Annotated in this window: 22 protein-coding genes; 18 read left to right on the forward strand and 4 right to left on the reverse strand. The window is 53.7% G+C overall.

All coding sequences use genetic code 11. The annotated features are described in order from the left end of the window. Window positions 1-292: 292 nt before the first annotated feature. The 3 genes from EDM57_RS13525 (at window position 293) to EDM57_RS13535 (ending at window position 4,084) form a co-directional block, all read left to right on the forward strand. Entirely contained in the window at window positions 293-1,600 is a 1,308-nt protein-coding gene (locus tag EDM57_RS13525; protein WP_122905270.1) for a CitMHS family transporter, read from the forward strand. A 151-nt stretch (window positions 1,601-1,751) separates the two neighbouring features. Further along, window positions 1,752-3,368, forward strand: coding sequence for an ATP-binding protein (locus tag EDM57_RS13530; protein WP_246005805.1), 1,617 nt, complete (start codon window positions 1,752-1,754; stop codon window positions 3,366-3,368). 5 nt (window positions 3,369-3,373) lie between these two features. Then, the gene (locus EDM57_RS13535) at window positions 3,374-4,084 is read left to right on the forward strand and encodes a response regulator (RefSeq protein ID WP_122905394.1); all 711 of its coding nucleotides are present in this window, start codon (window positions 3,374-3,376) and stop codon (window positions 4,082-4,084) included. Window positions 4,085-4,105: 21 nt separating this feature from the next. Here EDM57_RS13535 and EDM57_RS23565 read toward each other — a convergent pair whose 3' ends face one another. Then, window positions 4,106-5,599 carry a sensor domain-containing diguanylate cyclase gene (locus EDM57_RS23565; RefSeq protein WP_211338247.1) on the reverse strand — a complete coding sequence of 498 codons (1,494 nt, stop codon included), beginning with the start codon at window positions 5,597-5,599 and terminating at the stop codon, window positions 4,106-4,108. A 112-nt stretch (window positions 5,600-5,711) separates the two neighbouring features. Then, window positions 5,712-6,356 (reverse strand): tRNA (guanosine(46)-N7)-methyltransferase TrmB, encoded by a 645-nt coding sequence (gene trmB, locus EDM57_RS13550; RefSeq protein ID WP_122905272.1) that lies wholly within the window; start codon window positions 6,354-6,356, stop codon window positions 5,712-5,714. A gap of 454 nt (window positions 6,357-6,810) precedes the next feature. Between trmB and EDM57_RS13555 the strand changes: the two genes are divergently transcribed. The 7 genes from EDM57_RS13555 (at window position 6,811) to EDM57_RS13585 (ending at window position 16,851) form a co-directional block, all read left to right on the forward strand. After that, complete coding sequence (locus EDM57_RS13555) at window positions 6,811-7,311, forward strand: C40 family peptidase (protein WP_122905273.1); 501 nt, start codon at window positions 6,811-6,813, stop codon at window positions 7,309-7,311. Window positions 7,312-7,666: 355 nt separating this feature from the next. Then, a complete protein-coding gene (locus EDM57_RS13560) occupies window positions 7,667-9,118 on the forward strand; it encodes a polysaccharide deacetylase family protein (RefSeq protein WP_122905274.1) in 1,452 nt (483 codons plus the stop codon). Between the two features lie 114 nt (window positions 9,119-9,232). Next, window positions 9,233-10,690: a polysaccharide deacetylase family protein gene (locus EDM57_RS13565; protein ID WP_122905395.1), complete on the forward strand. Its 1,458-nt coding sequence runs from the start codon at window positions 9,233-9,235 to the stop codon at window positions 10,688-10,690. A 26-nt stretch (window positions 10,691-10,716) separates the two neighbouring features. Further along, window positions 10,717-12,030 carry a nucleotide sugar dehydrogenase gene (locus EDM57_RS13570; protein ID WP_122905275.1) on the forward strand — a complete coding sequence of 438 codons (1,314 nt, stop codon included), beginning with the start codon at window positions 10,717-10,719 and terminating at the stop codon, window positions 12,028-12,030. Between the two features lie 27 nt (window positions 12,031-12,057). After that, window positions 12,058-13,926: a glycosyltransferase family 2 protein gene (locus tag EDM57_RS13575; RefSeq protein WP_425455806.1), complete on the forward strand. Its 1,869-nt coding sequence runs from the start codon at window positions 12,058-12,060 to the stop codon at window positions 13,924-13,926. A 63-nt stretch (window positions 13,927-13,989) separates the two neighbouring features. Further along, window positions 13,990-15,750 carry a polysaccharide deacetylase family protein gene (locus EDM57_RS13580; RefSeq protein ID WP_122905396.1) on the forward strand — a complete coding sequence of 587 codons (1,761 nt, stop codon included), beginning with the start codon at window positions 13,990-13,992 and terminating at the stop codon, window positions 15,748-15,750. A gap of 33 nt (window positions 15,751-15,783) precedes the next feature. Then, window positions 15,784-16,851 (forward strand): glycosyl hydrolase family 18 protein, encoded by a 1,068-nt coding sequence (locus EDM57_RS13585; RefSeq protein WP_197186943.1) that lies wholly within the window; start codon window positions 15,784-15,786, stop codon window positions 16,849-16,851. 79 nt (window positions 16,852-16,930) lie between these two features. Here the strand turns inward: EDM57_RS13585 and ilvD are convergent, their stop codons facing one another. Next, entirely contained in the window at window positions 16,931-18,607 is a 1,677-nt protein-coding gene (gene ilvD / locus EDM57_RS13590; RefSeq protein ID WP_122905278.1) for a dihydroxy-acid dehydratase, read from the reverse strand. 213 nt (window positions 18,608-18,820) lie between these two features. On the opposite strand from ilvD, the gene EDM57_RS13595 reads away from it, so the two are divergent. Next, window positions 18,821-19,300, forward strand: a complete 480-nt coding sequence (locus EDM57_RS13595) for a PaaI family thioesterase (RefSeq protein WP_122905397.1) — start codon at window positions 18,821-18,823, stop codon at window positions 19,298-19,300. Window positions 19,301-19,351: 51 nt separating this feature from the next. Here the strand turns inward: EDM57_RS13595 and EDM57_RS13600 are convergent, their stop codons facing one another. Continuing rightward, entirely contained in the window at window positions 19,352-19,729 is a 378-nt protein-coding gene (locus tag EDM57_RS13600) for a hypothetical protein (protein ID WP_122905279.1), read from the reverse strand. 169 nt (window positions 19,730-19,898) lie between these two features. Between EDM57_RS13600 and EDM57_RS13605 the strand changes: the two genes are divergently transcribed. The 7 genes from EDM57_RS13605 to EDM57_RS13635 all read left to right on the forward strand — a co-directional run bounded on the left by EDM57_RS13605 (window position 19,899) and on the right by EDM57_RS13635 (window position 26,001). Further along, complete coding sequence (locus EDM57_RS13605; RefSeq protein WP_122905280.1) at window positions 19,899-20,720, forward strand: inositol monophosphatase family protein; 822 nt, start codon at window positions 19,899-19,901, stop codon at window positions 20,718-20,720. A 178-nt stretch (window positions 20,721-20,898) separates the two neighbouring features. Continuing rightward, the gene (locus tag EDM57_RS13610) at window positions 20,899-21,348 is read left to right on the forward strand and encodes a hypothetical protein (RefSeq protein WP_122905281.1); all 450 of its coding nucleotides are present in this window, start codon (window positions 20,899-20,901) and stop codon (window positions 21,346-21,348) included. 11 nt (window positions 21,349-21,359) lie between these two features. Then, on the forward strand, window positions 21,360-21,632 hold the full coding sequence (locus EDM57_RS13615) for a hypothetical protein (RefSeq protein WP_122905282.1): 273 nt from the start codon (window positions 21,360-21,362) through the stop codon (window positions 21,630-21,632). An 11-nt stretch (window positions 21,633-21,643) separates the two neighbouring features. Further along, window positions 21,644-22,873: a glutathionylspermidine synthase family protein gene (locus EDM57_RS13620; RefSeq protein WP_122905283.1), complete on the forward strand. Its 1,230-nt coding sequence runs from the start codon at window positions 21,644-21,646 to the stop codon at window positions 22,871-22,873. A gap of 21 nt (window positions 22,874-22,894) precedes the next feature. After that, window positions 22,895-23,332, forward strand: a complete 438-nt coding sequence (locus EDM57_RS13625; protein ID WP_122905284.1) for a DUF350 domain-containing protein — start codon at window positions 22,895-22,897, stop codon at window positions 23,330-23,332. A 274-nt stretch (window positions 23,333-23,606) separates the two neighbouring features. Next, window positions 23,607-24,419 carry a sirohydrochlorin chelatase gene (locus EDM57_RS13630; protein ID WP_122905285.1) on the forward strand — a complete coding sequence of 271 codons (813 nt, stop codon included), beginning with the start codon at window positions 23,607-23,609 and terminating at the stop codon, window positions 24,417-24,419. Continuing rightward, on the forward strand, window positions 24,385-26,001 hold the full coding sequence (locus tag EDM57_RS13635; protein WP_122905286.1) for a nitrite/sulfite reductase: 1,617 nt from the start codon (window positions 24,385-24,387) through the stop codon (window positions 25,999-26,001). The genes EDM57_RS13630 and EDM57_RS13635 overlap by 35 nt, the downstream gene beginning before the upstream one ends. Window positions 26,002-26,034: the final 33 nt, after the last annotated feature.

Genomic DNA, 26,034 nt, shown 5'->3' on the forward strand with positions numbered 1-26,034 from the left:
TGTGACCTGCTAATTTTATTATGAAATCAGCAGGTTCACAGGCCAAGTACATTTTCATTCAATGTGGTGGCTGTCAGGCCATGGTAGTTTGAGACAGCCCCTTCATTTCGTTTGCAAACAAGCGGTCATGGATGCTCGTGAATTTTATGACGTTAATGAAAAAAATGCGGGTAAAACTGTTTATGCGCAAATTCTATTCGGACTTTTACGAACATTGCTATAATGACAGCACAAAATGAAAGCGCATTCGTTCACAACGTTGTAAGCGCATTCTTCCAAGGAGGAAATCGGTATGCTGTCATGGCTTGGCTTTTTAATGATTGCTGTCTTCATGTATGCGATTATGTCGAAGCGACTGTCCGCGCTGGTCGCGCTCATTGTCATTCCTGTTGTCTTCGCCTTGTTTGGCGGGTTCACGGACCAGCTTGGCGATATGATGCTTGCCGGAATCAAGCAGATCGCCCCGACGGGAATCATGCTTTTGTTTGCGATTTTGTACTTCGGGATTATGATGGACGCAGGCCTGTTTGATCCACTAATTTCCAAAATATTGAAAATCGTCAAGGGCGATCCGCTGAAAATTGTCGTCGGGACGGCGATTCTCGCCAGTCTGGTGGCGCTGGACGGAGACGGCACGACGACGTATATGATTACGGTGACGGCGATGCTGCCGTTGTACCGGAGACTGGGCATCAAGCCGATGGTTTTGGCTGTAGTGCCGATGCTGGCGCTGGGTGTCATGAACATGACGCCTTGGGGCGGACCGACGGCACGAGTCATGAGCGTGTTGGGGCTTGATGCTTCCGAGTTGTTTACCCCGCTCCTTCCGGCGATGGCCGCCGGGCTGGCCTGGGTGATTTTCGCAGCCTGTATTTTGGGGAAAAGGGAGCGGAAGCGGCTGGGGATTATCGAGCTGGGCGACGATCATCAGCAGTCGCAGGCGTACGCCGAGCTGGCGGCGACCAGCGACGCTATTTCCATCAAGCGTCCGCGCCTGATCTGGTTCAACCTGTTGCTGACGGTTGCCCTCATGCTCGGCTTGATTACAAGCTTTTTGCCGCTCCCGATTTTGTTCATGATCGCCTTTGCCATCGCGCTCCTGGTGAACTATCCGAAGATGGGAGACCAGAAAGAGCGGCTCGCGGCACACGCCGGAAATGCTCTTGCTACCGTTTCGATGGTTTTCGCCGCAGGAATTTTCACAGGTATCCTGACCGAGACGAAAATGATTGATGCGATGTCCAACACGGTTGTCTCCTGGATTCCCGATTCACTCGGGGGGCACATGCCGGTCCTGGTTGCTTTGACCAGCATGCCGTTTACGTACTTCATGTCCAATGATGCGTATTATTTCGGCGTCGTGCCGATTTTGGCGAACGCGGCAGCGGCATACGGCGTCGATCCGGTGGAAATCGGCCGCGCCTCCATCCTTGGCCAGCCGGTGCATGTGCTAAGCCCGCTGTTTGCCGCCCAGTATTTGCTGATCGGGATGGTCGGCGTAGACTACGCAGAGACGCAGCGCGCCGTGATAAAGTGGGCTTTTGGCACCACGATTGTCATGATCGTCGCAGCGTTGCTGACAGGGGTGCTGACGCTCTAGGCAAGCTCAAGTTGCCAGGATGGCTTCGGCGTGTCGGCGAGCGGAAAGAGAAACCGCAGGTGTCTGTTCTTGATAAAAAGGGGCCGTTTGCATGGCCTCTTTTTTCTGTTAGACAATGATTAGGATAAAATGAAGACGAGGGGGGAGGGACGTGCGCTTTCACAGCAAGCTGATGCTTATCATCTGTTCGCTCTTGTTTGGCGTCATCGTGATTCTCGGCACGACGTTCGAGCACATGCTGGGCGAGGCTTTGGAAAAAGAAATCGGCACGCGGGCGCTGCACACGGCAAAAACGGTGGCGGAGATGAAGGAAATCAAGCAGGCGTTTTACACGGACGACCCGGCGAAGATCATCAATCCGATTGCGGAAAAAATTCGCGTGAGTACAAACGCCGCTTTTATTACCGTAGGCAATTTGCAGGGCATTCGCTATTCCCATCCCGATCCGGACGAAATCGGGAAGCCGATGGTGGGCGGCGATAACGAGGCGGTGTTCGCGGGAAACTCGATCATCTCCGAGACAGTCGGCTCGCTCGGACCGGGGCTGAGGGGAAAGACGCCGATTTATAATGACGCAGGGCAAGTGATGGGAGTCGTGTCTGTCGGCTTCCTTCTGGAAGATATTGACGAGAGGATCGAAGCGTACCGCGACCGGATTGTCGTGGTGGGGATCGTTACGCTGCTGTTGGGCGTCGCCTGCACGATGCTGCTTGCACGCAATGTCAAAAAAGCGATTTTCGGCCTGGAGCCTGCCCGAATCGGTCGGCTGTACCAGGAAAACCAGGCGGTGCTGGAGTCGATTCGCGAAGGAATTGTCGCGGTCAATGAGACAGGCGTGATTACGCTTGCCAACCAGACGGCGCAGCGCATGCTCGGGCAGGAGGGCGGAAGCGGCAGCTTGCTCGTACGGCAGAACGAGCTGGTGCGCTCGCTTGGGCTGGATGAAGTGATCGAAACGGGTCAGGCGGAGTTTGACCGCGAGACAGTGGTGAACGACCAGGTGCTGATCGTCAACCGCGTGCCGATCAAGGACGCAAAAAGCCAGGTGACAGGAGCCGTCGCCAGCTTTCGTCATCGCTCGGAGCTGTTTGCCGTGACGCAGGAGCTGTCCCGCGTAAAAGAATATGCGGAGGCGCTCCGCTCCCAGACGCACGAGTATTCCAACAAGCTGCACCTGATCTCCGGGCTGATTCAACTGGAGTCGTACCAGGAAGCGATCCAGTTCATCTCCTCCGAGCTGGACGCCCATGTCAGTCATACGAAGTTCATTTTGCAGGAGGTGCCTGATCCGCTGCTCGCCGGACTTTTGCTCGGCAAGCTGAACCAGGCCAACGAACGCAAAATCGAGCTGAAAATCGACCCGGACAGCAACTTCCGCGACATTCCCGCGGCGATTGACCGGGCGCAACTGATTGTCATTTTGGGCAATTTGCTCGATAATGCGATGGACGCCGTTTTGTCGCCGGGGGCGTTTGCGCAGGAGGTTACGATTTTTTTGCTGAATATGGAAGAAGTGCTGCTGATCGAGGTGGAAGACCGCGGGCCAGGCATCTCGCGCGAAAACGCCGAACGGATATTCGAGCGGGGATTTTCGACCAAGGCAAAGCCGAATCACGGCTACGGTCTGCATCTGGTGCAACAGGCAGTCGCGAAGCTGCACGGCAATATTACGCATACAGGCAATCCGTCGGGCGGAACGATTTTTACCGTGACGCTTCCGAAAAGAAGCCCGCACGTCGCAGATATGAAGGAGGGAGAGCAGCGTTGAAAAGCATGGCGGGGAACAACATACGGGTACTGATTGTCGAGGACGACCTCAGAATCGCCGAGGTGAACCGACGATTTGTGGAAAAAGTGGAGGGCTACGAGGTTGTAGGCATTGCTACCAATGGGCAGGAGGCGCGGGACCAGTTGGAGCTATTACAGCCGGACCTGGTGCTTTTGGACATTTATTTTCCGGATATGGACGGGCTTGATTTTTTGTCGGTGATAAAGGAAGAGTTTCCCGCGTGCGACTGCATCATGCTGACAGCGGCCAAGGAGGTCGATACCGTCGTGGAAGCGATCCGCTACGGGGTGTTTGATTTCATCACCAAGCCGCTGATTTTCGCCCGCTTGCAGCAGACGCTGCAAAACTACCAGGAGTTCCGGCAAAAGGTGCGGGAGTGGAAACAGGATCGGGAGCAGATCAGCCAGGCGCAGATTGACGAGCTGATTGCGAGAACGGGCACGAAGAAGCCGACCGAGGCGAGAGTCGTCAAAGGCATCGACCAGATTACGCTGGACAAAATCGCGGGCTTTCTTTTGCAGACGCAGGAGGCGACTACGGAGCTGGTCAGCAAAGAAACCGGCATCAGCCGTTCGACGGCCCGACGGTATCTGGAGTATCTGGTCGCCATAGGCGAGGCGGTTGCAGACCTTTCATATGGCGTGGTCGGGCGGCCGGAACGTGTGTACAGACGGGTGAGTCAGCCAAAAGAATAGCCAGACACACACTGGCTGTCTTTAGTGAACCAGAGGCAGGGAGCTTCCGGCGCTGTCGCTGTTGTCGGAGAGCTGCTTTTTCCTGCTGGTTTTTTCTTTGTACATGGCAGCGTCCGCCGCTTCAATCATATCCTCGATCGTCACATCCATGCCGGAGCAAAAATAAAACATCCCGTGGCTTGCCGTGATCGGGTACGGCTTTTCCTTTTTGGCGTTGATTGCGGAAAGCTCTTGCCAGATGGCAGTCCAGACGGCCTCCGCCGCTTCGGTGGACTTGTGGAAAAACAGCACGATAAATTCATCCCCGCCATAGCGGAACAAGATGTCTTTTGGCCCGATCTTTGCCGCGACGACGTTACAGACAGTCGTGATTAAGGCGTCTCCTTCCCGATGGCCGTACTGATCGTTGACCTGCTTGAGATTGTTAATATCAATAAAACAGAGCGTACACTCCACCCAGTTGTTTCGGGACTCGGCGAACATTTGCGCGAGCGCCTCCATTCCGCTTCTTCTGTTTCGCTGTCCCGTCAAAAGGTCGATGGAGGCGTGCTTGGCCAGCTCTCCTTCGACTTTTTTCAACTCCGTAATATCCGTGACGCCGGACAGGATGCAGCGGACGTGGTTGATTTCTACCGTTTCGTAGTTGACCATGGCCCAGCGGGTGAAGCCGGGCGCGGTCATTTGCTGCAGCACGTGGTTTTTCAGGCAGCCTGTCTTTTGCAGTTGCTCGGTCACGGCGGCGCGATCCTCAGCGTCGCGAAAGACGTAGCGGGTGTCATACTGCGGGCCGCCTTCTGCCGCAAGCGGCCATTCTTTTTGGGCGCGTTCGTTCGCAAGCAAAATCCGCCCGTCGTCCAGCCGCGACAAGATGAGCGGATACGGGTTGATGTCGAACAGCTTGCGCAAATTTTCGTTTGCTTCCTTCTGCTTGCATTGATGAAGGAAGTCTTTCTTTTTATAGGAGTAAAACGTGAGCAGGATAAAAAACGAGATGCACACGGTCAGGGTCGTATTGACCTGCTTGGAATGCAGCGTGAAATCATTTTCGGTGACAAGCGTCAGGAAATAAAGAAACAACGCGTGACAAGGAATGATGATGGACGCGAAGTGTTGGGGGCGAAGCGGGAAAATGGCCGCGACTCCGATGAGAATAATGACGTAGGAGTCGATATTGCCCGTGAGCCGATGGCTGTTCAGGGAAGACAGGGCACCCCCGCCGATATAACAAGCGATGTACACAAGGACGAGAAATGTCGGCCAAATGGAGCGCATGAACGTGTCCTGCTGGCGAACTCTTTTGTAAATCAACAGGAAGACGATGGAGAGAAGAAAGCCGGCAGTGTGGATACCGGTCAACGTATAGCAAAAGAGCGGATCGCCGACGTCTTTGAGCAAGACCAGATCGACGTACAGAAAAAAAGGATAGCACATGAGCAGAAACAGCGAGGTCATGCGCAACCGGGTGAATAACAGGTTGGTGTTCCATTCATGAAAGGCTTCATCGTAGCTATTCATCTGTTGATCTCAATCCTTTGCGAAAGGGTCGAAAAAACTCCACGTAAGCACGAACGAATCCGCAAGCGTGTTCACGTGGAGGCATGTGCCTTGTCCAAAAGGCCTTGTTCTTCTATTTGATGATGCAGCTTGCCTCTACCCGATAGATTCGTTGGCCGCGGGAAGAGAAGCGCTCTTCGTACTCCGTCATGACGTTTTCCTCTGCGAGCTTGGACTGATGCAGGTCAAACGTGATGTTGCGCATTTGGAAGCGCTCGGCCGCAAACTGGTTGAGGGAAAACTCAAAGAGCTTTTCGTTGTCTGTCTTCATATGAATTTCCCCGTCCTCGGCAAGCACCTGACGATAGCTTTTCAGGAAGCTGGGATGGGTGAGGCGGCGCTTGGCGTGGCGAGTCTTTGGCCACGGATCGCTGAAGTTCAGATAGATGCGGGCAATCTCGTGATCGGCAAACAGCTCCGTCAGCTTGGAAGCGTCAAACTGGACAAAGGCCAGATTGGGAATCGGCTTGTACTCTGTCCGCTGCAGGGCGCGCAGCACAACCTCTGCTTTCAGTTCGACAGCAATGAAATTAATTTCAGGGTGGCGCTGTGCCAGTGTATTAATGAAACGTCCCTTTCCACAGCCGATCTCCACGTGGATCGGATTGTCATTTCCGAAGCGTTCCTTCCAGCTTCCTTTATAGGAAAGGGGATTGTCTACAAACGTCGGATATTCTCGCAGGGCCGCTTCGGCACCTGGAATGTTACGCAGTCGCATATGTGCCTCCTTCAAAACGAACTCTTTTCTACTTTACGCTGACTCCCTTCATGTTGCAAGCATAGAGAAGCGAGAGAAGAGAGAATCCAGTATCTTCCCCCGGAAAATGCACGGGAAAAGGAACTTTTTGCAAAAGAGAGTAGGTCATAAGTCGCATGTGATGCGGGGAAAGGGCATATCGCACTGGATATAATTGGTCGCGACGAGAGGAACTTCTTGGAAGGAAAATAAACTGAAAATTTGCGGAATGCCCATTATATCAGGCTTGAGCGCGTCAAGCGGTAATCCTATCCATTTGCGGTTGAGGTTTTTGGCAAGTTTTTGGTAATTTCTCTGGACAGAAGCTTTGGTAAAGTAGAGAACAAGTGAGAGGTCAGCCAAACTTTGCATAAAGTAAGCTTCTACCGAAATGATTTCGTAGAAGCAGTTTCTGTCAAAAGGGAGGATGAACAACATGAAACTGCGAAAAACCCTCATCGGAATTGTAATGGGCTTGACATTGGGCGTAACGGCAATCGCCCTGCCTATGCCAGGCGAGCAACATGTGGCGCATGCGGCCTGGTCGCAAGCAAAAGCGGACAAGGTCATTGCCACCGGGAAAAAATATTTGGGTACCCCCTATAAATTCGGTGCAAGCAAAAATACGACAGCTGTTTTTGACTGCTCTTCTTTCACCCAGCGCGTTTTTCGTGTGGCCGTAGGCAAAAACCTGCCGCGAACGTCGCGCGATCAGGCGAAAAAAGGAACGGTTGTGTCCAAAGCCAACCTGAAAAAAGGCGATCTGGTCTTTTTCAAGGCGAGCACCACGACCACATCCAAACGGATTACCCATGTGGCCATTTACGCTGGCAACAACAAACTACTACATACCTACGGAAAGCCGGGTGTGACCTTTACGGGATTTAAAGGCACGTCCTGGGAGAAGCGTTTTGTGTCAGCGCGTCGTGTCCTGTAGCGGTGTTTTCTTTCTCTACTTATTCATACGTCTCACAGCGAAGTTCGTTGCGGGACGCAGGCAAGCAAATCTTGTCAAAAGGCAAAGCAGGCGAAAGGAAGGGCGGTCCAGTCGGATCGTCCTTTTTGCAGGTGACTTTTGGAATGCGCGGCCGGAGTCGGTTTTAATTAATGATGAGGCTCTTATGGCAAAATAGGACTTCTCTATTAAAATCGGGTCATGTAAAATGTTAAAAGGCAATGCATGGGAAAAAGGACACATATTAACAGAGGTTTGCGAATGGATCGAATGGGTATTTTTACCTATACAAAGCTATATGCCAAATGCTTTTGCAGACAAGGAGAAAGAAAACCTGATGACAACTACACGAATTGGACACAAGCAACGGTGGATTCCATGGGGCGCACTTCTGGTCGCAAGCTCATTGCTTGTCGGATGTCAGATTTGGGGAGGCAGTCAGGAGACGGTCGGGAAAACTTCGAATCAGGATGCCGCTCAAACCATCCCCCACTATACAGGGGAAAAAAGCAAAGTGATTCCGTTCGTTTACACGGGGCGAAAAGAGCTGTCCCTGACCTTTAACGGGATGGGAGATGTCGTCACGATGAAGCGTCTTCTCGATGAACTGGACAAGTACCAGATCAAGGCGACCTTTTTTCTCCCAGGGATGAGAGTGGCGGAAGAGCCAGACATTGCTTTGGAGATTCTCAACAGAGGGCACGAAATTGAAAACAACACGTTGAGTCAACTGGATGTGACCAAGCTTGGCTACGAGCAAATCTACAAGGAAATTCAGCTTGGCAACGAGGTGATCCAAAAGCAGACAGGTGTCACACCACGCTATGTTCGCACAAAATCGGGCGATGTTACGGATGAAGTGCGTTTGGCTGCCGCTGCGCTCGGAATGAAGGGGGTTGTCAGCTATAACATTAATCCGAAAGATCGCGACATGAAAGATGCGAAGACGATTGGAGAGTATGTGGCAAGGTTCATGACCAGAGGCGGCATTATCTCCATGAATACCGACATCAATCCCGAAGTCGTCAACTCCATCGCTTACATTGCCCAAGCCGCAAAGGATATCGGGTACAAGCTCGTTCCCCTTGGGCAGCTTGTGGCAAATGGCGGAGAGAGAAAGCCGCTGGAACAAATACCGGGCTATGATGCGGCCAAAATCAATCCCGATACCAAAAATGCCGCCTATCGCTTCATCAATCGGCTGGAGACAAACGAACCGAAAATTGCCCTTACGTTCGACGATTGGGGAACGGACAAGACCGTTACGAAAGTGCTCGATATTTTGGAACAGCACGATGTAGTCGCGACCTTTTTCCTGCGGGCAAAAGGGGTGGAGGCCAATCCCAATCTGGCGCGAGCCATGGTGGAAGGTGGACATGACGTGGCGAACCACAGCTATAGCCACCAGGTTATCACGAAGCTGACCCCCGAAGAGCTGCAACAAGACCTGGTCAAAGCGCACCGCGTGATTACCGAAGCGATTCAGCAACAGCCTGTCATGCTGTTTCGTCCCCCGACTGGCGTGATAAACGAGGAGGCGGCAAAAGTCATCGCAGCAGCCGGATACAGGGACATCGCCATGTACGATGTGACGACGCTGGACTGGGACAGTAGGAATAGCGCTGAAGATATTGTGAACGGCGTCATGGAGCAGACGAGGAATGGAAGCATCATCCTGCTGCATATTCTGGATGACATACATACGGTCGAGGCTTTGCCGACGGTGATTGAACGCTTGAAGGCAAAAGGCTACACCTTTGTCAAAATGGCAGATTTGATTCCCGACTGAACAAATACTTTTTCTCCATTTGCCAATAGTCACCCGCTGCTAAAACGATTAGAATGAATGATGACAGACTAGGTATAAGTTCCTATGAGAGACTGGGAGAAAAGGAGTATGCAAATGCAGGCGAGTGCAGTCGATAAAGGAATCCATTTCTGGTTTGCCGTGGTATCGATGATGATCGGGGTTGTTTTGTTGACTGGTTGTGTTCCTGATTCCAGCAAACAACAAAAAGTCGGGTACTTTTCGCAAAAATCCAACGTTGCCTCAGACATCATTCGCTCCACGACAGACAAGAGCAAAGCCATTCCGTTCGTGTACACAACCAGACGGGAACTGTCCCTCACCTTCAATGGAATGGCAGATAGCGAGACGATGAAGAAGCTTTTGGATGAACTGGACAAGCATCATCTAAAGGCTACTTTCTTTTTGCCCGGCATGCGTGTCGCGGAAGAGCCGGATCTGGCAAAGGAAATCGCCGCACGCGGCCATGAGATCGAGAACAATACGTTGAACCAGCTCGATTTGACCACACTTTCCTACGAGCAAATCAGCTCGGAAATCAAGCTGAGCCGGGATGTCATTGAAAAAGCGACAGGCAAAAGCGTGCGCTACGTCAGAACGAAAACAGGCACGTACTCGGACGACGTCCTTTTCGCGGCAGCCCAGTCGGGGCAGGAAGCGGTCGTATCGTCCAGCCTGTTTTTGCACAACTGGGAAAATGAGACGGAAGCGCAAAAAATGCGGTACGTCCGCAAATACATCAACCGTGGCGGCATCATTGCGCTGGATACGCAAGAAAACAAGCAGTTAAATGAGAATGTTTCTCTGCTTGCCCGAGCAGCCAGTGACGTCGGATACCGATTCGTCACGTTGCAGGAATTGATCGCAGGCGGGCAGGAGAGAAAGCCGCTGCCGCAAATTGCGGGCTTCGACGCAGCGAAAATCGCCCCGGATGATCGCCACGCTTCCTATAAATACGTCATGCGGGCCGAGACAGGAAAAAACCAGATTGCCTTGTCCTTCGACGACTGGGGAACGGACTATACGGTAACAAAAATTTTGGACGTCCTGGACAAGTACAAGGTGAAAGCCTCTTTCTTTTTGCGGGCAGACGGCGTGGAGAAAAACCCGAACCTTGCCAGGGCGATTGCCGAAGCTGGACACGACGTAGGGAACCATACGTATTCCCACCCTGTGGTAACGAAGATTACGAAGGCGCAATTGCAGGAAGAGATCGTGAAAGCTCATCAGATCATTACAGAGGCTATCCAGCAAAAGCCAGTGATGTACTTCCGGCCGCCTACCGGGGTTTTTGATGAAAACACGTTGAAAACGATCAGTGCGACAGGCTACCACACGATTGCGAACTTTGACGTCGATCCTTCCGATTATATTCGCACGCGGACGGCCGAGGAAATTGTCAATGCTACACTGGAGCAAGCCCGCAGCGGAAGCGTCATTTTACTGCACATGCTGGATGATACCCATACGGTGGAAGCATTGCCGATCATCATTGAAAAGCTGCGAAGCAAAGGCTACAGCTTTGTGAAAATGACAGAAATGTTCGGTCCATAATCGACAAATGGAGAGGAAGAGACACCATGAATCTTTTTGAAGCGATTGTAAACAGGGAGGAAAAAATCGCCGTCGTCGGACTGGGGTATGTAGGTTTGCCTGTTGCGGCTGCCCTGGCGAAAAAAGCTTCCGTGATCGGTTTTGATGTCAATGCGCAAAAGGTGAAGAACTACCAGCAGGGGATTTTTCCCGACGAGTTTATCGGGGAAGCATGTCAAGAAGCCAGTGAGATCGACTTTACAGCGGATGAGACGAGACTGCGGGAAGCGCGGTTTTTCATCGTTGCGGTTCCCACGCCGATCAAAAGCGGCAACGTGCCGGATTTGCAATATGTACGGGCGGCTACCCGGACTGTGGCAAGACAGATGCCAAAAGGCTCTGTGGTCGTCTTTGAATCGACGGTCTACCCAGGCGTGACCGAAGAAATATGCATTCCGCTGCTGGAGAGCGAGTCCGGGATGCAGTGCGGCACGGATTTCAAGGTGGGCTATTCGCCTGAGCGCATCAACCCGGGGGATGATGTGCATCGCTTTGAAACGATCGTTAAAATCGTCTCCGGCATCGACGAGGAAACGTTGGACACGGTCGCGCGCGTCTACGGGCTGGCGGTAGAAGCGGGCGTTTATCGGGCGGAAAGCATCAAGGTGGCGGAAGCGGCAAAAGTGATCGAAAACGCGCAGCGCGACATCAACATCGCGTTCATGAACGAGCTGGCCATGCTGTTTCACAAAATGGGCATCGACACGAAGGCAGTGCTGCAGGCAGCCGGCACGAAGTGGAACTTCCTCAAGTTCACGCCTGGCCTCGTCGGTGGGCATTGCATCGGCATCGATCCTTATTATTTGACGTACAAGGCGGAGGACAGCGGGTATCGCTCAAAAATTATTTTGGCTGGCCGCCATATCAACGACGGGATGGGCAAGTACATTGCGGAGCAGATCGTCAAGTCCGTCGTCAGGCTAAAGCTGGACACAAGCAGCGTCCGCATCGGCATCATGGGCCTGGCGTACAAGGAAAACTGCTCGGACATTCGCAATACAAAAGTGATGGACGTCATCAGCGAGTTGCAAGAGTACGGGATGACCACGCTCATCGTCGATCCATTGGTCGATCCGGAGCAGGCGTACAAGGAGTATCGGATCGAGCTTTCCGAACCGGAAGCACTCAAAGATTTGGACGTGGTGGTCGTCGCGGTTCCGCACGCAGCCTTTGCCGCGCTTGGCGTCGAAGATTTTGCGGCCATGTTTGGCAGCGGCCAGACGAAAATGATGGTTGACATCAAAGGAATCTACAACAAGGTCGATTTTGAGAACAGAGGGTACCACTACTGGAGCTTGTAAGAGAAGGTGGGGGCAACCGTGTTTTTTATAAAGAGAAAAAAGAAGCAGGAACAGGAGCAGGAGGAAGTACTGACGGTTTCCCGATCAGATCGGCGGCTTTTGAAACACGTACCTGATCCGGAGCATGTTCGTACACAGGTGGATCGCCGCGGCCAGGCCGCAGATGCCGTTTATACAGACAGTGCCTATTTGGACAATATGCGGATGTTGAGCTTGCGGTACATGGCCAATTTTGAAGTCATCGTCTATGCCCGCAAGAACCAGAAAAAGACTGCGGTCAAGGGACGGGCTGTGGATATTTCCACCACCGGCTTGCTTGTCGAGTTCGGCCCTGCAGCGGCACAGCGGCTGTTTGTAGGGAAAAAAGTGGTGATTCATTGCGACATTCCGCCGGGGACGATGCCGGAAGGGTTTGAATCGAAGGTAAGGTTGGAGGCGCGTGCAGTCAGGAGCTTTACGCGGGAAGAGGATGGACAGGAGAAGTTCATGCTGGCGTTTGAGTTTGCCAGGCCGCTTACGCAGTACCTGCAAAAGAAAAGATGGGGGTACGCGGTTTACACGTCGAGCGCCATGCTGCTCGTTTCGACACTGTTCATCATGCTCATGCGGACCGAGAGCATCATCTACTTCAAGTACAACATCCTGTTGTACTTGTACAGCCTGATCGCGGCTGCCTTTTTGCTCACCCGCTATTTGTTCGGGGCGCTTTATCGGGATGTACCGATCAACCCGGACTACACGCCGGGCGTGTCGATTATTATTCCATGCTTCAACGAGGAGAAATGGATTCACCGGACGATCCTGAGCTGCGTGAATCAAAACTACCCGATTGACAAGCTGGAAGTCATCGTCGTGGATGACCGCTCCACAGACAGATCGGCTGAGCAGATCGAGAAGGTCATCCAGATGATCCACAACGAAGCCGAGCGCTTCAAGACGAAAGAGCGGGTACGCATGCATGTGCTTCCCGAAAACGGCGGAAAGCGTGTCGCCCTGGTGAAGGGCGTGGAGATGGCCAAGCATGACCTCGTCGTATTTGTCGACTCCGACAGCTTCCTGGAACCGGATGCGATCCGCCATCTGGTGCAGCCATTTCAGGACCCGAAAATGGGGGGCGTCGCCGGGCGCACCGACGTGGAAAACAAGTATACAAACTCGATTACGAAGCTGCAAACAGTTCGTTACTATATTGCCTTTCGGATCATGAAAGCGGCAGAAGCGTGGTTTGACAGTGTGACCTGCCTGTCGGGACCGCTGTCTTGCTACCGCAAGGATTTGGTGTTGAAGCATGCCGAAGCCTGGCTCAATCAGAAATTTCTCGGGCAGCCGGCGACGTTTGGCGATGATCGGAGCATGACCAACTTCATTTTGCAAACACATCGGACCTCCTATCAGGACTCGGCCATTTGCTCGACGATTGTGCCGTCGAAAATGAGTGTGTTTTTGAAGCAGCAGATGCGTTGGAAGCGTTCGTGGCTGCGGGAATCGCTGAGAGCGAGTACATTCATCTGGAAAAAAGAGCCGTTTATGGCATTGTTTTTTTACATTGGATTGATCGTGCCCATCGCGGCGCCCGTCATTGTCTTGTACAACCTGTGCTATGTTCCGCTGGTGCACCATGTGTTTCCAGGGACATTTTTGATGGGACTGCTGCTGATGGCGATGCTGATGAGTCTGGCGCACCTGCTGTATCGCAGGAGCAAGCTGTGGGTATTCGGATTTATTTTTTGTCTGTTCTACGAATTTGTCCTGCTCTGGCAGATGCCTGTCGCCTGGGTGACGTTTTGGAAATCGACCTGGGGGACGCGCGAGACGCCGCAAGACGTGGAGGAAAGACTGAAAAAAGAAGCGCGCAAGCAAAAGAAAAATAAAAAAGGCTTTACGTTGCCTTTTTGACGGTTCAGGCGGAACAGATTTGCCAACTCTGGCCAATTTCGTGAGGAAGGGTGGTGAATGAGGATGAAAGCGAAACAAAATCCCGTCCTGGATTATCGCAAAAAGGATCGCAAAAAAAAGATTCGGACCGTCTGGCAGCTCGTGATTTTGCTGTTCGTAGGAATCTTGGTGTATCAAGGCGCATTCGATACACAGCAATACGAGCAACCGGACCGCTCACAATGGCACAACGAAAAAGGCTTCATCGCCTTGTCTTACTTTGGGGTAGGGCGCAGCGGCACGCCCAAGCTGATTGACAAGGAGCTTCTGGATGAGCATCTGCAAGCACTGCGCAAGCAAGGATACGTCACGATCTCGCAGCAGGACATCCTCGACTTTTACCAAAAAAAGCGGCCGTTGCCGGAAAAAGCGTTGTTTTTGGCCTTTGAGGATGGACGAAACGATTCGCATTTGTTCGCCCAGCCGCTACTGGAAAAGTACAATTACAAAGCAACCGCGTTGACGTACGCCAACAAAATGGGCAACAGCGACAACAAGTTTTTGCAGCCGAAAGACTTGCTGGGCATGCAGAAAAATGGCTTTTGGGAGTTGGGGTCGAACGGCTACCGTTTGACGTACATCAACATTTTTGATCGGGATGGTCAGTTTATCGGGATCAAGGATGAAAACGAGCTTTCCGTCAAAACCAATATCGAGTATTACAATCATTATTTGATGGACTTTCTGCGCGACAGCAACATGATCCCGGTAGAAGACCGCACGCAGATGGAAGCGCGGATCACGCAAGACTACCGGCTGATGAAAGACATTTACACGGAGCAGCTCGGCTTTGTTCCCCAGGTGTACATGATTATGCACGCCAACACGCTCTATCAGGGGATGAACCGGCTCGTCTCCGATGTGAATGACGCCAATATCCGGCAACTTTTTGCGATGCATTTCAACAGGGAAGGGAATGCCTACAATACGAGCGAGGACAATCTGTACAACCTGACCCGCGTACAGGCTGCTCCTTACTGGTATACGAACCATCTGCTGATGAAAATCCAGAAGGATACCAAGCAAAAGGTCAAATTCGTGCTGGGCGACGAGCAGCATGCGGCAAAATGGGAGCGCATGGGCGGTGCGGAGGAATTCCGGGAGAACAGCATCGTGCTGACATCCCCGCCCGGCGGAAGCGGCATGCTGTATTTGCGCGACAGCGAGAAGTATCCGGATTTGCGTGTCATCACCAAGCTGGAAGGCAATGTCGTCGGCAGACAGGCCATCTACTTGCGCTACGATCGCAAAAAAGATTCCTTCATTCGCTTGCTTTTGGAAAACAATGAGGTAAAGTTGGAAGAGAAGCAGGCTGGAGGGAAGCTGGTTGAGCTGGCGAAGGTCCCTTTGAGTGAGATCCAATGGAAGCCGGAAGATCTGGCCTACGACAAGGCGACGGTGTACAACAAAGCGCAGACTGAGCAAGGAGCGCCAAAAGAAGACCCTGGCTATCCCATCAATATTCAGCATACGCGACAACTGGAGATTACGCTCAGCAAAAAGCATTTGACGGTATCCGTGGACAAAAAAGTCGTGATCGACAGCCAGGAGACGACGCTCGACAGCGGCGGTTTGGCCCTGGAATCCAGGTATAGCGAGCAAAACAAAAAAGATGACATTTACGATGCCGTGTTCACGGACATGAGCGTGGTCGCGCTGGCCGATGGCACATCAAGTACGGAAACGGTCCTTTTCAGAAGCGAATATGCTGGCTGGGATAAAGTGGTTTATACCAGCAAAAAAGCCGTCTCTGCTGTCATTGACTGGGTTATCGAAACGTTCTAATCAGCGAGAAAAGGGGAACCAAATCAAGTGACGATGAAGACGCCGTTTAAAAAACAAGTGTTAATCCTTGCTGCTTGCTTCATGGTGTTTGCGGCGCTCTGCACTGGCTGCGCGACAAACGGAAGCGATCAAGAAATGTGGAAGAGAGTGGAGGCAGCCGAGCAACCTCTGGAAAAGACCGCCTGGGTAGCCGATTGGCAATGGCAGGATGGTTCCGAAGACTTGCAAGGGATGACGAATGGCTTGACCCGTGTGCAAATGTTTGCGGCTTACTTTGATGAAGCAGACAACTTGCTGTTTACGGACATGTTTAAAAAGGGACTGCCAAAGGTCAAGGAAATCGCGCAAAAAAGCAGCCTTGTCCGCGTCGATTTGACGATTGTGAACGACCTGAAGCGCCCGGATGGCACTGACGTGCAGAAGGACCCTTCCATCGTCACGCGACTGATGGCTACCCCGCAAAGCAGAGCCAAGCATATCGCGCAAATCATGGAGGCGGTCGACACCTACCAGTTCGACGGTGTGGAGATCGACTACGAGCGAGTCGAAGAAAAAGACTGGAGCAACATGCAGCTTTTCATCCAGGAGCTGTATGAAAAGCTCCAGAAGAAGGAGAAAACGCTGCGGATCGTGCTCGAACCGCGAACGCCGCTTGAAAAGCTTGCCCTGCCAAAAGGCCCGGTCTATGTCATGATGGCCTACAATCTGTACGGGACGACGAGCGGGCCGGGACCAAAGGCGGATCGGCAGTTTATCAAGGAGCTGGCAACGGCCATGCAGGCAGTGCCAGGGGAAAAGGTCATTGCCATCGCGGCTGGCGGGTTTGACTGGGCGGAATCCGGCGAGGTGACTGCCGTAACAGAAAAGGAAGCGCTGGAGCTGGCGAAATCAGGCGCGGAGCCGCCCGAACGGGATGAGGCGAGCGGCAGCCTCCATTTTTCGTACGTGGATGAACACAACCGAAAGCACACTGTCTGGTACGCCGACGGGACGACGCTTGCGAACTGGGCGCAAGTCATCGAGGACGAAGGGTACCGCAAGCTGGCCCTGTGGCGTCTCGGCGGCTTGAGCCCGGAAAGTGTGCGCTTCATGGATCGGTAACGTATAGCTTTTTGCAAAAGAAAACCCCCTGCCTTTGCGGACAGCTTGTCCAAAGGCAGGGGGTGTCTTTTTTCGGAGACTAGATTTTCATAACGCCGCCCTTGCTTGCATTTGTCACCAGCTTGGAGTAGCGGGCCAGGTAGCCTGTTTTGACTTTTGGCTGGAATTCCTGCCAGCCTTCGCGGCGGCGGGCCAGTTCAGCCTCGTCCACGTGCAGGTGGATCGTGCGCGCTTCGAGGTCGATGGTGATGATGTCACCGTCCTGGACGAAAGCGATCGGGCCGCCTTCCGCCGCTTCCGGCGAGACGTGGCCGATACTGATGCCGCGGGAAGCGCCAGAGAAGCGTCCGTCTGTAACCAGCGCCACTTCCTTGCCCAGACCCATCCCGACGATTTGCGAGGTAGGAGCGAGCATTTCCGGCATGCCAGGACCGCCTTTTGGTCCTTCGTAGCGAATAATGACGACGTGTCCGGGCTTGATTTTGCCAGCAGCGATGCCCGCCAGTGCTTCCTCCTGGGAGTCGAAGCAGATCGCCGGACCTTCGTGTCTTTTAATGGAAGGATCGACACCGCCGGTTTTGATGATCGAGCCTTGCTCGGCCAGGTTGCCAAACAGGACGGCCAGGCCGCCGGACTCACTGTACGGATTTTCCAGACGACGAATGACCTGGTCGTTTTTGATTTCAGCGTCGGCGATGTTTTCAGCCAGCGTTTTTCCTGTCACGGTAATGCGGTTTGGATGAATCGCGCCTTCTTTTCGCGAAATCTCCTTGAGCACAGCAGACACGCCGCCTGCTTCGTGGCAATCCTCGATGTGGTAGTCAGAGGCAGGAGCGAGCTTGCAAATGTGCGGGATGCGCTTCGCAACTTCGTTGATCCGCTCAATCGGGTATTCGATCCCCGCTTCCTGGGCAATCGCCAGCGTGTGCAAAACGGTATTGGTAGAACCGCCCATCGCCATGTCGAGCGCGAAGGCATCGTCGATTGCTTCCAGCGTAACGATGTCGCGCGGCTTGATGTCCTGCTCGATCAAATACTTGAGCTTTTCGGCAGAAGCTTGTACCAGCTCGCGGCGCTCAGGGGAGACAGCGAGAACCGTACCGTTGCCTGGCAGCGCCAGCCCGATTGCTTCGAGCAGACAGTTCATCGAGTTGGCGGTAAACATACCGGAACAGGAACCGCAGGTCGGGCATCCGTATTGCTCCAGTTCTTCCAGCTGTTTGTTGTCGATCAGGCCAGCCTGGTAAGCGCCGACGCCTTCGAATACAGAAGAGAGCGAGATGGAGCGGCCGTCGCTCGTTTTGCCTGCTTTCATCGGGCCGCCTGTCACGAATACAGTCGGGATGTTGACGCGCAGGGCGCCCATAATCATCCCTGGTGTAATCTTGTCACAGTTCGGGATACAGATCATCCCGTCGAACCAGTGCGCGGCTACGACCGTCTCCAGGCTGTCTGCGATGATCTCGCGGCTCGGGAGCGAGTAGCGCATCCCGATGTGGCCCATGGCGATGCCGTCGTCAACCCCGATGGTGTTGAATTCAAAAGGAACCATGCCTGCTGCACGAACAGCTTCTTTGACCAGCTTGCCAAATTCCTGCAAGTGCACGTGGCCAGGGATAATGTCAATGTAAGAGTTGCAAATCGCGATAAACGGTTTGTCGAAATCTTCGTCTTTCACTCCTGCCGCACGAAGCAAACTGCGGTGGGGAGCGCGGTCAAAACCTTTTTTAATCATGTCACTTCTCAGTCTAGCCAATGTGAAACTCTCCCTTCCTACACGTGAAAGTTACCTGTCTTATGTTTTGCACTATCTTATCAATTTTCATTAATAGAAACAACCGTAAAAGTCTGAACATTCGTTCAGTGCTCCGCCTGTGAGCGGCTGTGACTGGCTGGTGGAGACATGGCGGAAACCGGCTTTATGGGCTACAATAAAAGGACTGAGTCTATTTTTGGTGGAGTGAACAAAATGATAGAAGAGCTAAAAAATGTCTGGACGGAAGGAACGGACGAGGAACGGAAAATTTTAGAGCTGGCCTTGCAGGCGATCCGCCAGAAGCGCGAGCGCAAAAGCGCCTATTTATCCGGCTTTCTTGGGTTGAAGGGAGAGTTTATCGACGAGACGAAGCAGTCGTATCGCTTCGAGCTGCCGCTCACCGTGTTCATGCACAACTCCGGGGGTGCCGTTCACGGGGGGATTCTCGCCACCTTGATCGACTCGGCCATGGGTTCGCTCATCAACCGCTCGCTGCCGCCGGAGCAGTACGCGGTGACGACCGAGTTGAAAATCAACTACCTGCGGCCGGGCGTAGGGGAGCGGCTGCGCGCCGAAGCGACGTTCTTGCACCGGGGGAACACGCTGGTCGTCATGGAGGGGACTGTCTACGACGAGCGCAACAAGCGGGTCGCCCACGGTACGGGATCGTTTATCGTCCTGAACAGAAAATAGCAAAAAGGCGTGCGAAAGACGCACACCCGATAGGCTGTTTTTATCCAGACTTTACCGGATCACGAAAAGCCCGCTATATTGGGTAATGTAAGCAAGCATTTTGCTGGAAAGTGGGACGATGAACTCCATGTCTTCCTTTTCCACGATGCCGGAGCGGGAGACGATCCTGGCCCATTTGACGCTGATCTTGTAGTAATGGGAGCCAAATGTCGTGTGGACGGCCTCGCGTTTCGTATGAAAGGAAATGGGCGTCTTGTCGAGGGTATGCGGCACCATGCTGACGATGTCGTGCAAAAACAGGTGGTAGGTCAGGTGCGGCTTGAAAAACACAAGTTCTTTCGTCGTGACCGAGAAGCCGTAGCTGTTGTTCATTTGGGTGAATTTGAGCTCACCCTCCATATTTTTCAAGCGAATGAAATCGCTGTTCATGTTTTCCCCTCCTAAAGGCGTCGGGCGCTGATAGCCAAAGGCAGGCAAGCGGATAGGACCCGCGCTGCGTTTCTGTCTTTCGCGAGATGGGTGTCATTCTATCATAGTAAGGTCAGGATGAAGAATGCAAGGGAAAACAATGATAGATAGCAGGAAGGGGCAAAAATCAATGCTTGATGTAGCCAAGGAAGCTGCTCGTGCAGCAGGCGAGTTTTTGAAGGAGCGCTTTCTCGAACAGCTTACGCCAGACGAGGAGTTGCATAACGACGTGAAGCTGCCGGAGGACAAAGGCAGCGAGCAGCGGATTATCGAGGTGCTGCACCGCCATTTTCCCAGCCATACGATTTATTCCGAAGAGGTGGGAATGGTCAGCCGGGACGAAGAGTATGTATGGATTGTCGATCCGCTGGACGGGACGAACAACTACTTTATCGGCCATCCTTACTTCAGTATTTCGATAGCCTTGCAGCACAAGGGCGAGCTCGTTCTCGGCGTGGTCTACAATCCGGTCGCAGGGCAAATGTTTTGGGCGGAAAAAGGGAAGGGCGCGTTTTTGAACGGCAGGCGCATGTCGATCAACAACCGGACAGACCTGACGCGAGCCGTCGGAACGTACATCCGCGGGCGCAATACCGTGACCAAGGAGGAGGAGCTGGCCTTTACGGAGCCGTTTGTGCTGAACACGAAGCGGATTTTGCGCAACGTCGCTCCGGCGCTCGACTGGTGTTTGCTCGCCAACGGCTGGCTGGACTACATCGTCATGCAGCGCTCGGGCATCATGGACGTCGCTGCGGGGATCGTCATCGCGAGCGAGGCGGGAGCGACCATCACCGACTGGCAGGGGAATCCGTACCGCCACGAGCCGTTTGTCCAGGATCAGGTGCGCTCGCTTGTGGCGACGAACGGACATTTGCACGGGTCGATTCGCGGCCTGCTTGTGGAGCAGAGCATGGCGGCGGATTGCTCGCGCCAGGCTTTGCCGCACGGCTGACAGCGCGACTTTTTTCACAGGAATCATTGAGGCTGGCGCTCGGGGCGGAACTCTCGCGCCAGCTTTTTCCTGTTAAGCTGATTTTTATAATTTTTGGGCAACCAACTGTTTCGCAGCGCGTATAAAAAGTTGCGAGTCGCGATAGAAGCAGGATTTTTCGTGCAAATGGGGTGAAAAAATGGCCAGACTGGAATATCGGCTGCTGGATGAGACGAACGGCTACCCGGTCTTGTTTTACTACGACCGGATCGACAAGGACGAGGTATCCTTGCGCTTTGCCTGCGACTACCTGGTAAAAGGGCATGTTGTCTACGAGAAGACTTCCTGCGCGATTGAGCAGGGGACGTACGTAATCTACGTCCGGCATTCGACGGAGGAAACGGCCGTGGACTACCCGGAGAGGCCGTCCGTGCGCTGGGGGAGCATCCAGATCGAGATGCGGGAGTACCGCGAGAACACACAGCTTTATCCGCTCGTGCACACGTTTTCGTTCAAGGATGACGACGATGCTCTCTTGCATTTGCAAAGCGACTATTTGTACCTGAATGGGCGCGAGTGGGAAAAAACATCGGCCGAAGTGGATGAGGATCGTCAGGTGTACATTTACTACGCACGGCCGACAGAGTAGGAGGAAAGAGGATGGCACTGACAAAATCGGCCAAGGTCGTCGGGCTGTTTGTGGCAGCAGCGATGGTCATCGGCGGCTGCTCGTCAGACTATGATGACGATTGCTACGACAGGGACGATGACGGCTATTGCGACGACGGAGGAAGCAGCAGCTCGCACGGCGGGTCGGCCGTCTACTACGGAGGCGGTTCATCGAAAAGCAAGGCGCAAGGCGTATCAAGCGGCATTAGCACGAGCAGCTCCAAGGGCGGAATCGGCAGCTCAGGCTGGTCCAGCTCGGGGTGAGGCCAGTGGTTGTGCAAGACAGAAGAGATGCGCTGTACGGCCCTTTGCGTGAGGAAGGCATTTTTACATGGGATTGGATGTACGGCGAAGAGTACGCGCTGGCCGATCTGCACCTCATCCCGGCATCGTTTCGGGAGGAACTGGCGACGGCGACGACTGCGCTCGGCCGTGTTTTTGCCAAAGTGACACCTGTGCTGCAGCAGGCAGACGACGCGCTTCTGCTCGAACTGGGCGTGCCGCAGCAAGCGCTGCAGGCGGTTCGAACGACAGTCCTGCGCAAGCTGCCTACGGCAATCGGGCGCTTTGATTTTGCGAAGACGGAAGCGGGGCTGAAGATGCTGGAGTGCAACAGCGACACGCCGACCGGGATCGTCGAAGCTTTTTACGTCAACGAGCACGCCTGCTGCTTTTTCGGAGTGGCAAATCCGAATACCGGCATGGACGGCCAGTTGCGCCAGGCGTTTGCCAAGCTGCTGCAAGCTTACAGGGACATGGGCTATCCGGTGGAGCACGTCTGGTTCAGCTCGCTGGACTGGCACGAGGAAGACAAGGGCACTACGCTTTATTTAATGGAAAAATCGGGACTCGCTGCCCGGTTTGCGCCGCTGGAAAAGCTGCGCGTCTGGGAGGACGGACTGTACGTGCAGGAAGGCGACAGCCTGCTTCCCGTCGATGTGCTGTACCGTCTGCATGCGCTGGAAAAGCTCGCAGACGAGCGGGACGAAGACGGCTATCCTACGGGCGAGCACGTCTTGTCGCTGATTGCGGACAGAAAACTGGCGATTATCAATCCGCCGTCCGCATTTTTGATCCAGACAAAAGCGCTGCAGGCGCTCATCTGGAATTTGCACGAGGCGGGGGAGTTTTTTACCGCAGAAGAGCATGCGACGATTGAAACCTACATGCTTCCGACCTATTTTGAAAACCGCTTTGCAGGAACAGATGCCTATGTGACCAAGCCCATTTTCGGCAGGGAAGGGGGCGGGGTCGCGCTGTATGCGGCAGATGGCACTTTGCTGGAAAAAGACCAGGAGGAATTTTACTGGGAGCAGCCGATGATCTATCAAAAGCGGGTGGAGCTGCCCGAGATCACGGTGCAGACCGTGACGGGCCCGTACGCGGGACGGCTGTTGTGGGGCTCGTTCTGGATTGGCGGGGAAGCATCCGCGATTGTTGCCCGTGTCGGAGGTCCGATTACGAACAATCTGTCGTACTATTTGCCAGTCGGCATGAAAGGATAGCAAAAAGGAGAGGGGCGCGGCATGATTACGCAATGGAGCTACATACTTAATTTTTTGGCCTATATGGCGGTGACAATTCCGATATTGGCAGTGGGTATTTTCTTCTTTACCATTACGACTCCGTACAAGGAGTTCGCTCTCATCAAAGAAGGGGCGCAAACAGACGACCCGAAAAAAATGGCAGCGGCCAAGGCGGCAGCGCACGATCTGGGCGGAAAAATTATCGGGTTGGCGATCGTGCTTGCATCCGCTGTCTACCATGCGGTCAACCTGTGGGATTTGGTCGTATGGGGACTGGTCGGCATGGTGTTTCAAGTCATCATTTTTTATTTGTTCGAGTGGGTGACGCCGTTCAAGGTCGTGTCTGAAATCCCGAATGGCAACGTCTCTGTGGGCATTTTCGCCTCCAGGCTGAGCGTTGCGGCCGGCCTCTTGATGGCTGCGCTCATCAGCTACTAGGAAAAACAGGAATCACGAAGCGAAGCTGTCGGTGCTGCCGGCAGCTTTTTTTCAAGAACAAACAACCCGATTCAGCAAGCATGGTCTTCCGCTGCAACACGGATTCGATTGAGGTTTTCTTATCCAGCAAAAAGAAAAAATGCGCAAATATTTTTTCAGCAAGGTAATTTTCAAGTAATTAGGAATTCATTGTTGACGGACAATAACATCTCCATTATAATTCCGACTAAACATATATGATTTACAAAACAGGTTTGGATAAGGGGTTTATCCGATGGCAAAAACAGCGGCTTTGGTAATCGCTCACGGTTCACCCGATCCCGACTGGCTGAGTCTCGTGGAGTCGGCAGTCAGTCAGTGCCAGAGCGAACTGCCGATCCGGGTGGCATATCTGGGCCAAGTAGAGGGGCGAAGCATCAGTGACGAATGGAATCGTCTGGAGGCGTCCGGAGCGAAGCGGATTGTCGTGGTTCCCTTGTTTGCCTCGGCGGGGAGCAATCACGTAACGGAAATACGCGCCATGCTGGGACTGGAGCCATGGCCCGCCTGGGAGACGGAACAGGTGCGCATTCCGGTTCGCGCTCGACTGCTCTGGTGTCCGCCGCTGGAAGATCATCCGCTGGTGGAGCAAATCGTGGGTCAGCGCATTTTGGAGCTGTCGAGCGCCCCAGGCAAGGAAGCGTTGCTGCTCGTCGGTCACGGCAGCGAATTGCCAAAAGGCCAGGAGCGATGGGAAAAGCTGTTGCGCCGCATGACGTTTCGCCTGCAAAACCGCTACGGCTTCTCCGCAGCGGGATATGCGACACTGCGGCCGGATACGTTGCGGGAACAAGCCCTGCAGCTCGCGGAAAAAGGGGATGTCCTCGTGCTTCCCTTGTTCGTCAGCCAGGGGTACTTCACCCGCAAATCGATTCCGGCAAGGCTGGCGGGACTGTCGTATCGCTACAGCGGCAGCGCTTATTTGCCTCACCCGCTGATTGCAGACTGGATTGCCCAATCCATTCGCACGGCACTTGTAACAGACCTCTTCACAAAAAGGAGCGTGTATGAGCATGGCAGAGAGAAAACAGTGGAAATGGGCAGATGATCCGTCCCTGAACAAGATGGAGCTGACCAAGCTGGAAAAAGACGGCCTGGACGTCATCGAGACGATCATCAATACCTACTCCAAAGAGGGCTTTGCGTCGATTGAACCTTCTGATATGGACCGCTTCAAATGGGCAGGAATCTACCAGCAACGTCCAAAAGACGGCCACTTCATGATGCGGGTGCGCATTCCCGGCGGAATCATGACGAGCGAGCAGGCGAGAGTGCTGGCAAAAATCGCCCAGGACTACGGCCGCGATCTCGTCGACGTGACGACGCGACAGGCCGTCCAGTTTCACTGGCTGACAGTGGATACGTTCCCCGATATTTTTGAGCGGCTCGCTGCGGCCGGGCTTTCTTCGTTCGAAGCATGCGGCGACTGTCCGCGGCAAATCATGGGGAATCCGCTCGCCGGAATCGATCCGCATGAAGTGCTGGATACACGTCCAATCGTGGCCGAGCTGGAGAAGTTTTTCCTGCTGAATCGCGACTTTTCCAACCTGCCGCGCAAATACAAGATGTCCGTATCCGCGAACATCTACAACGCTGCGCACGCGCAAATCAACGACCTTGCTTTTACGCCCGCCAAAAAGAACATCGCAGGCGAGGAAGTAATCGGGTTCCACGTCTGGGTGGGCGGCGGTCTGTCTGCGAAACCGTACCTGGCGAAGCAGCTTGATGTGTTTGTCCGGCCGGAAGAGGTCGTCAAGGTGGCGGCCGGAGTCACAACCTTGTTCCGCGACTTCGGCTATCGGCAGAAGCGGACGCATGCCCGCCTGAAATTTTTGGTGGCCGACTGGGGACCGGAAAAGTTCAAGGAAGAGCTCATCAAGCTGGTCGGCGAGCTGGAAACGAGCGGAGAGGATTTGACGAAGGGCTGGAATGGCGGCTATTTTTACGGCTTGCACGAGCAGCGTCAGCCAGGCTACTACTATGCGGGCCTGTCCGTTCCCGTCGGCCGGATGAACGCTGCGGAGCTGATCGAGTTGGCACGCCTGGCCGATGAGTACGGGGATGGCACAATCGGGACCTGCAACACGCAAAATGTCCTCATCCGCCATATCGCGAAGGAAAAGGTGGCGGCCTTCCGTGAAGAGCCGCTGATTGTAAACCGCTTCAAGCTGAAGCCGGATACGTTTGTCGGCTATGCCGTCTCCTGCACGGGGACTGAGTATTGCAACCTGGCGCTCGTGGAGACAAAAGAGCGGATGCGTTTGCTCGCCCAGTATCTGGATGAGCACATTGAGCTTGATACGCCGCTGCGCATTCACATGATCGGCTGCCCGAACTCGTGCGGACAGCGCCAGATTGCCGACATCGGCCTGCAAGGGATAAAGGTCAAAACGCCGGAAGGAATGGTCGAAGCCTTTGACGTCCACGTAGGCGGGACGCTGGAAGTACCGCAATTCAACCGCAAGCTGAACGCGAGAGTGACCGTCGACAGGCTGGGAGCTTTCCTGGTGCAACTGATTACGTTCTACAAGGAAGAGCGGCTGGAGGGAGAAGAATACTGGCGCTACGTCGAGCGGGTCGGACTGGAACGCATTCAGGAGCAGGTTGACAGCATTTTGCAGACGGCGTAAGCGCGCCGGACAACATCCGATCCAAGGAAATGA

Source organism: Brevibacillus gelatini (assembly GCF_003710935.1).
Taxonomy (GTDB): Bacteria; Bacillota; Bacilli; order Brevibacillales; family Brevibacillaceae; genus Brevibacillus; species Brevibacillus gelatini.

Bases quoted from the DNA above. Each gene is read 5' to 3' on its own strand.
- EDM57_RS13610 (WP_122905281.1), top strand. From the start codon at position 20,899: ATGGCCAGACTGGAATATCGGCTGCTGGATGAGACGAACGGCTACCCG.
- EDM57_RS13595 (WP_122905397.1), top strand. From the start codon at position 18,821: ATGATAGAAGAGCTAAAAAATGTCTGGACGGAAGGAACGGACGAGGAA.
- EDM57_RS13600 (WP_122905279.1), bottom strand. From the start codon at position 19,729: ATGAACAGCGATTTCATTCGCTTGAAAAATATGGAGGGTGAGCTCAAA.
- EDM57_RS13585 (WP_197186943.1), top strand. From the start codon at position 15,784: ATGAAGACGCCGTTTAAAAAACAAGTGTTAATCCTTGCTGCTTGCTTC.
- EDM57_RS13535 (WP_122905394.1), top strand. From the start codon at position 3,374: ATGGCGGGGAACAACATACGGGTACTGATTGTCGAGGACGACCTCAGA.
- trmB (WP_122905272.1), bottom strand. From the start codon at position 6,356: ATGCGACTGCGTAACATTCCAGGTGCCGAAGCGGCCCTGCGAGAATAT.
- EDM57_RS23565 (WP_211338247.1), bottom strand. From the start codon at position 5,599: ATGAATAGCTACGATGAAGCCTTTCATGAATGGAACACCAACCTGTTA.
- EDM57_RS13630 (WP_122905285.1), top strand. From the start codon at position 23,607: ATGGCAAAAACAGCGGCTTTGGTAATCGCTCACGGTTCACCCGATCCC.
- EDM57_RS13570 (WP_122905275.1), top strand. From the start codon at position 10,717: ATGAATCTTTTTGAAGCGATTGTAAACAGGGAGGAAAAAATCGCCGTC.
- EDM57_RS13580 (WP_122905396.1), top strand. From the start codon at position 13,990: ATGAAAGCGAAACAAAATCCCGTCCTGGATTATCGCAAAAAGGATCGC.
- EDM57_RS13605 (WP_122905280.1), top strand. From the start codon at position 19,899: ATGCTTGATGTAGCCAAGGAAGCTGCTCGTGCAGCAGGCGAGTTTTTG.
- EDM57_RS13565 (WP_122905395.1), top strand. From the start codon at position 9,233: ATGCAGGCGAGTGCAGTCGATAAAGGAATCCATTTCTGGTTTGCCGTG.
- EDM57_RS13635 (WP_122905286.1), top strand. From the start codon at position 24,385: ATGGCAGAGAGAAAACAGTGGAAATGGGCAGATGATCCGTCCCTGAAC.
- EDM57_RS13555 (WP_122905273.1), top strand. From the start codon at position 6,811: ATGAAACTGCGAAAAACCCTCATCGGAATTGTAATGGGCTTGACATTG.
- EDM57_RS13560 (WP_122905274.1), top strand. From the start codon at position 7,667: ATGACAACTACACGAATTGGACACAAGCAACGGTGGATTCCATGGGGC.
- EDM57_RS13625 (WP_122905284.1), top strand. From the start codon at position 22,895: ATGATTACGCAATGGAGCTACATACTTAATTTTTTGGCCTATATGGCG.
- EDM57_RS13615 (WP_122905282.1), top strand. From the start codon at position 21,360: ATGGCACTGACAAAATCGGCCAAGGTCGTCGGGCTGTTTGTGGCAGCA.
- EDM57_RS13525 (WP_122905270.1), top strand. From the start codon at position 293: ATGCTGTCATGGCTTGGCTTTTTAATGATTGCTGTCTTCATGTATGCG.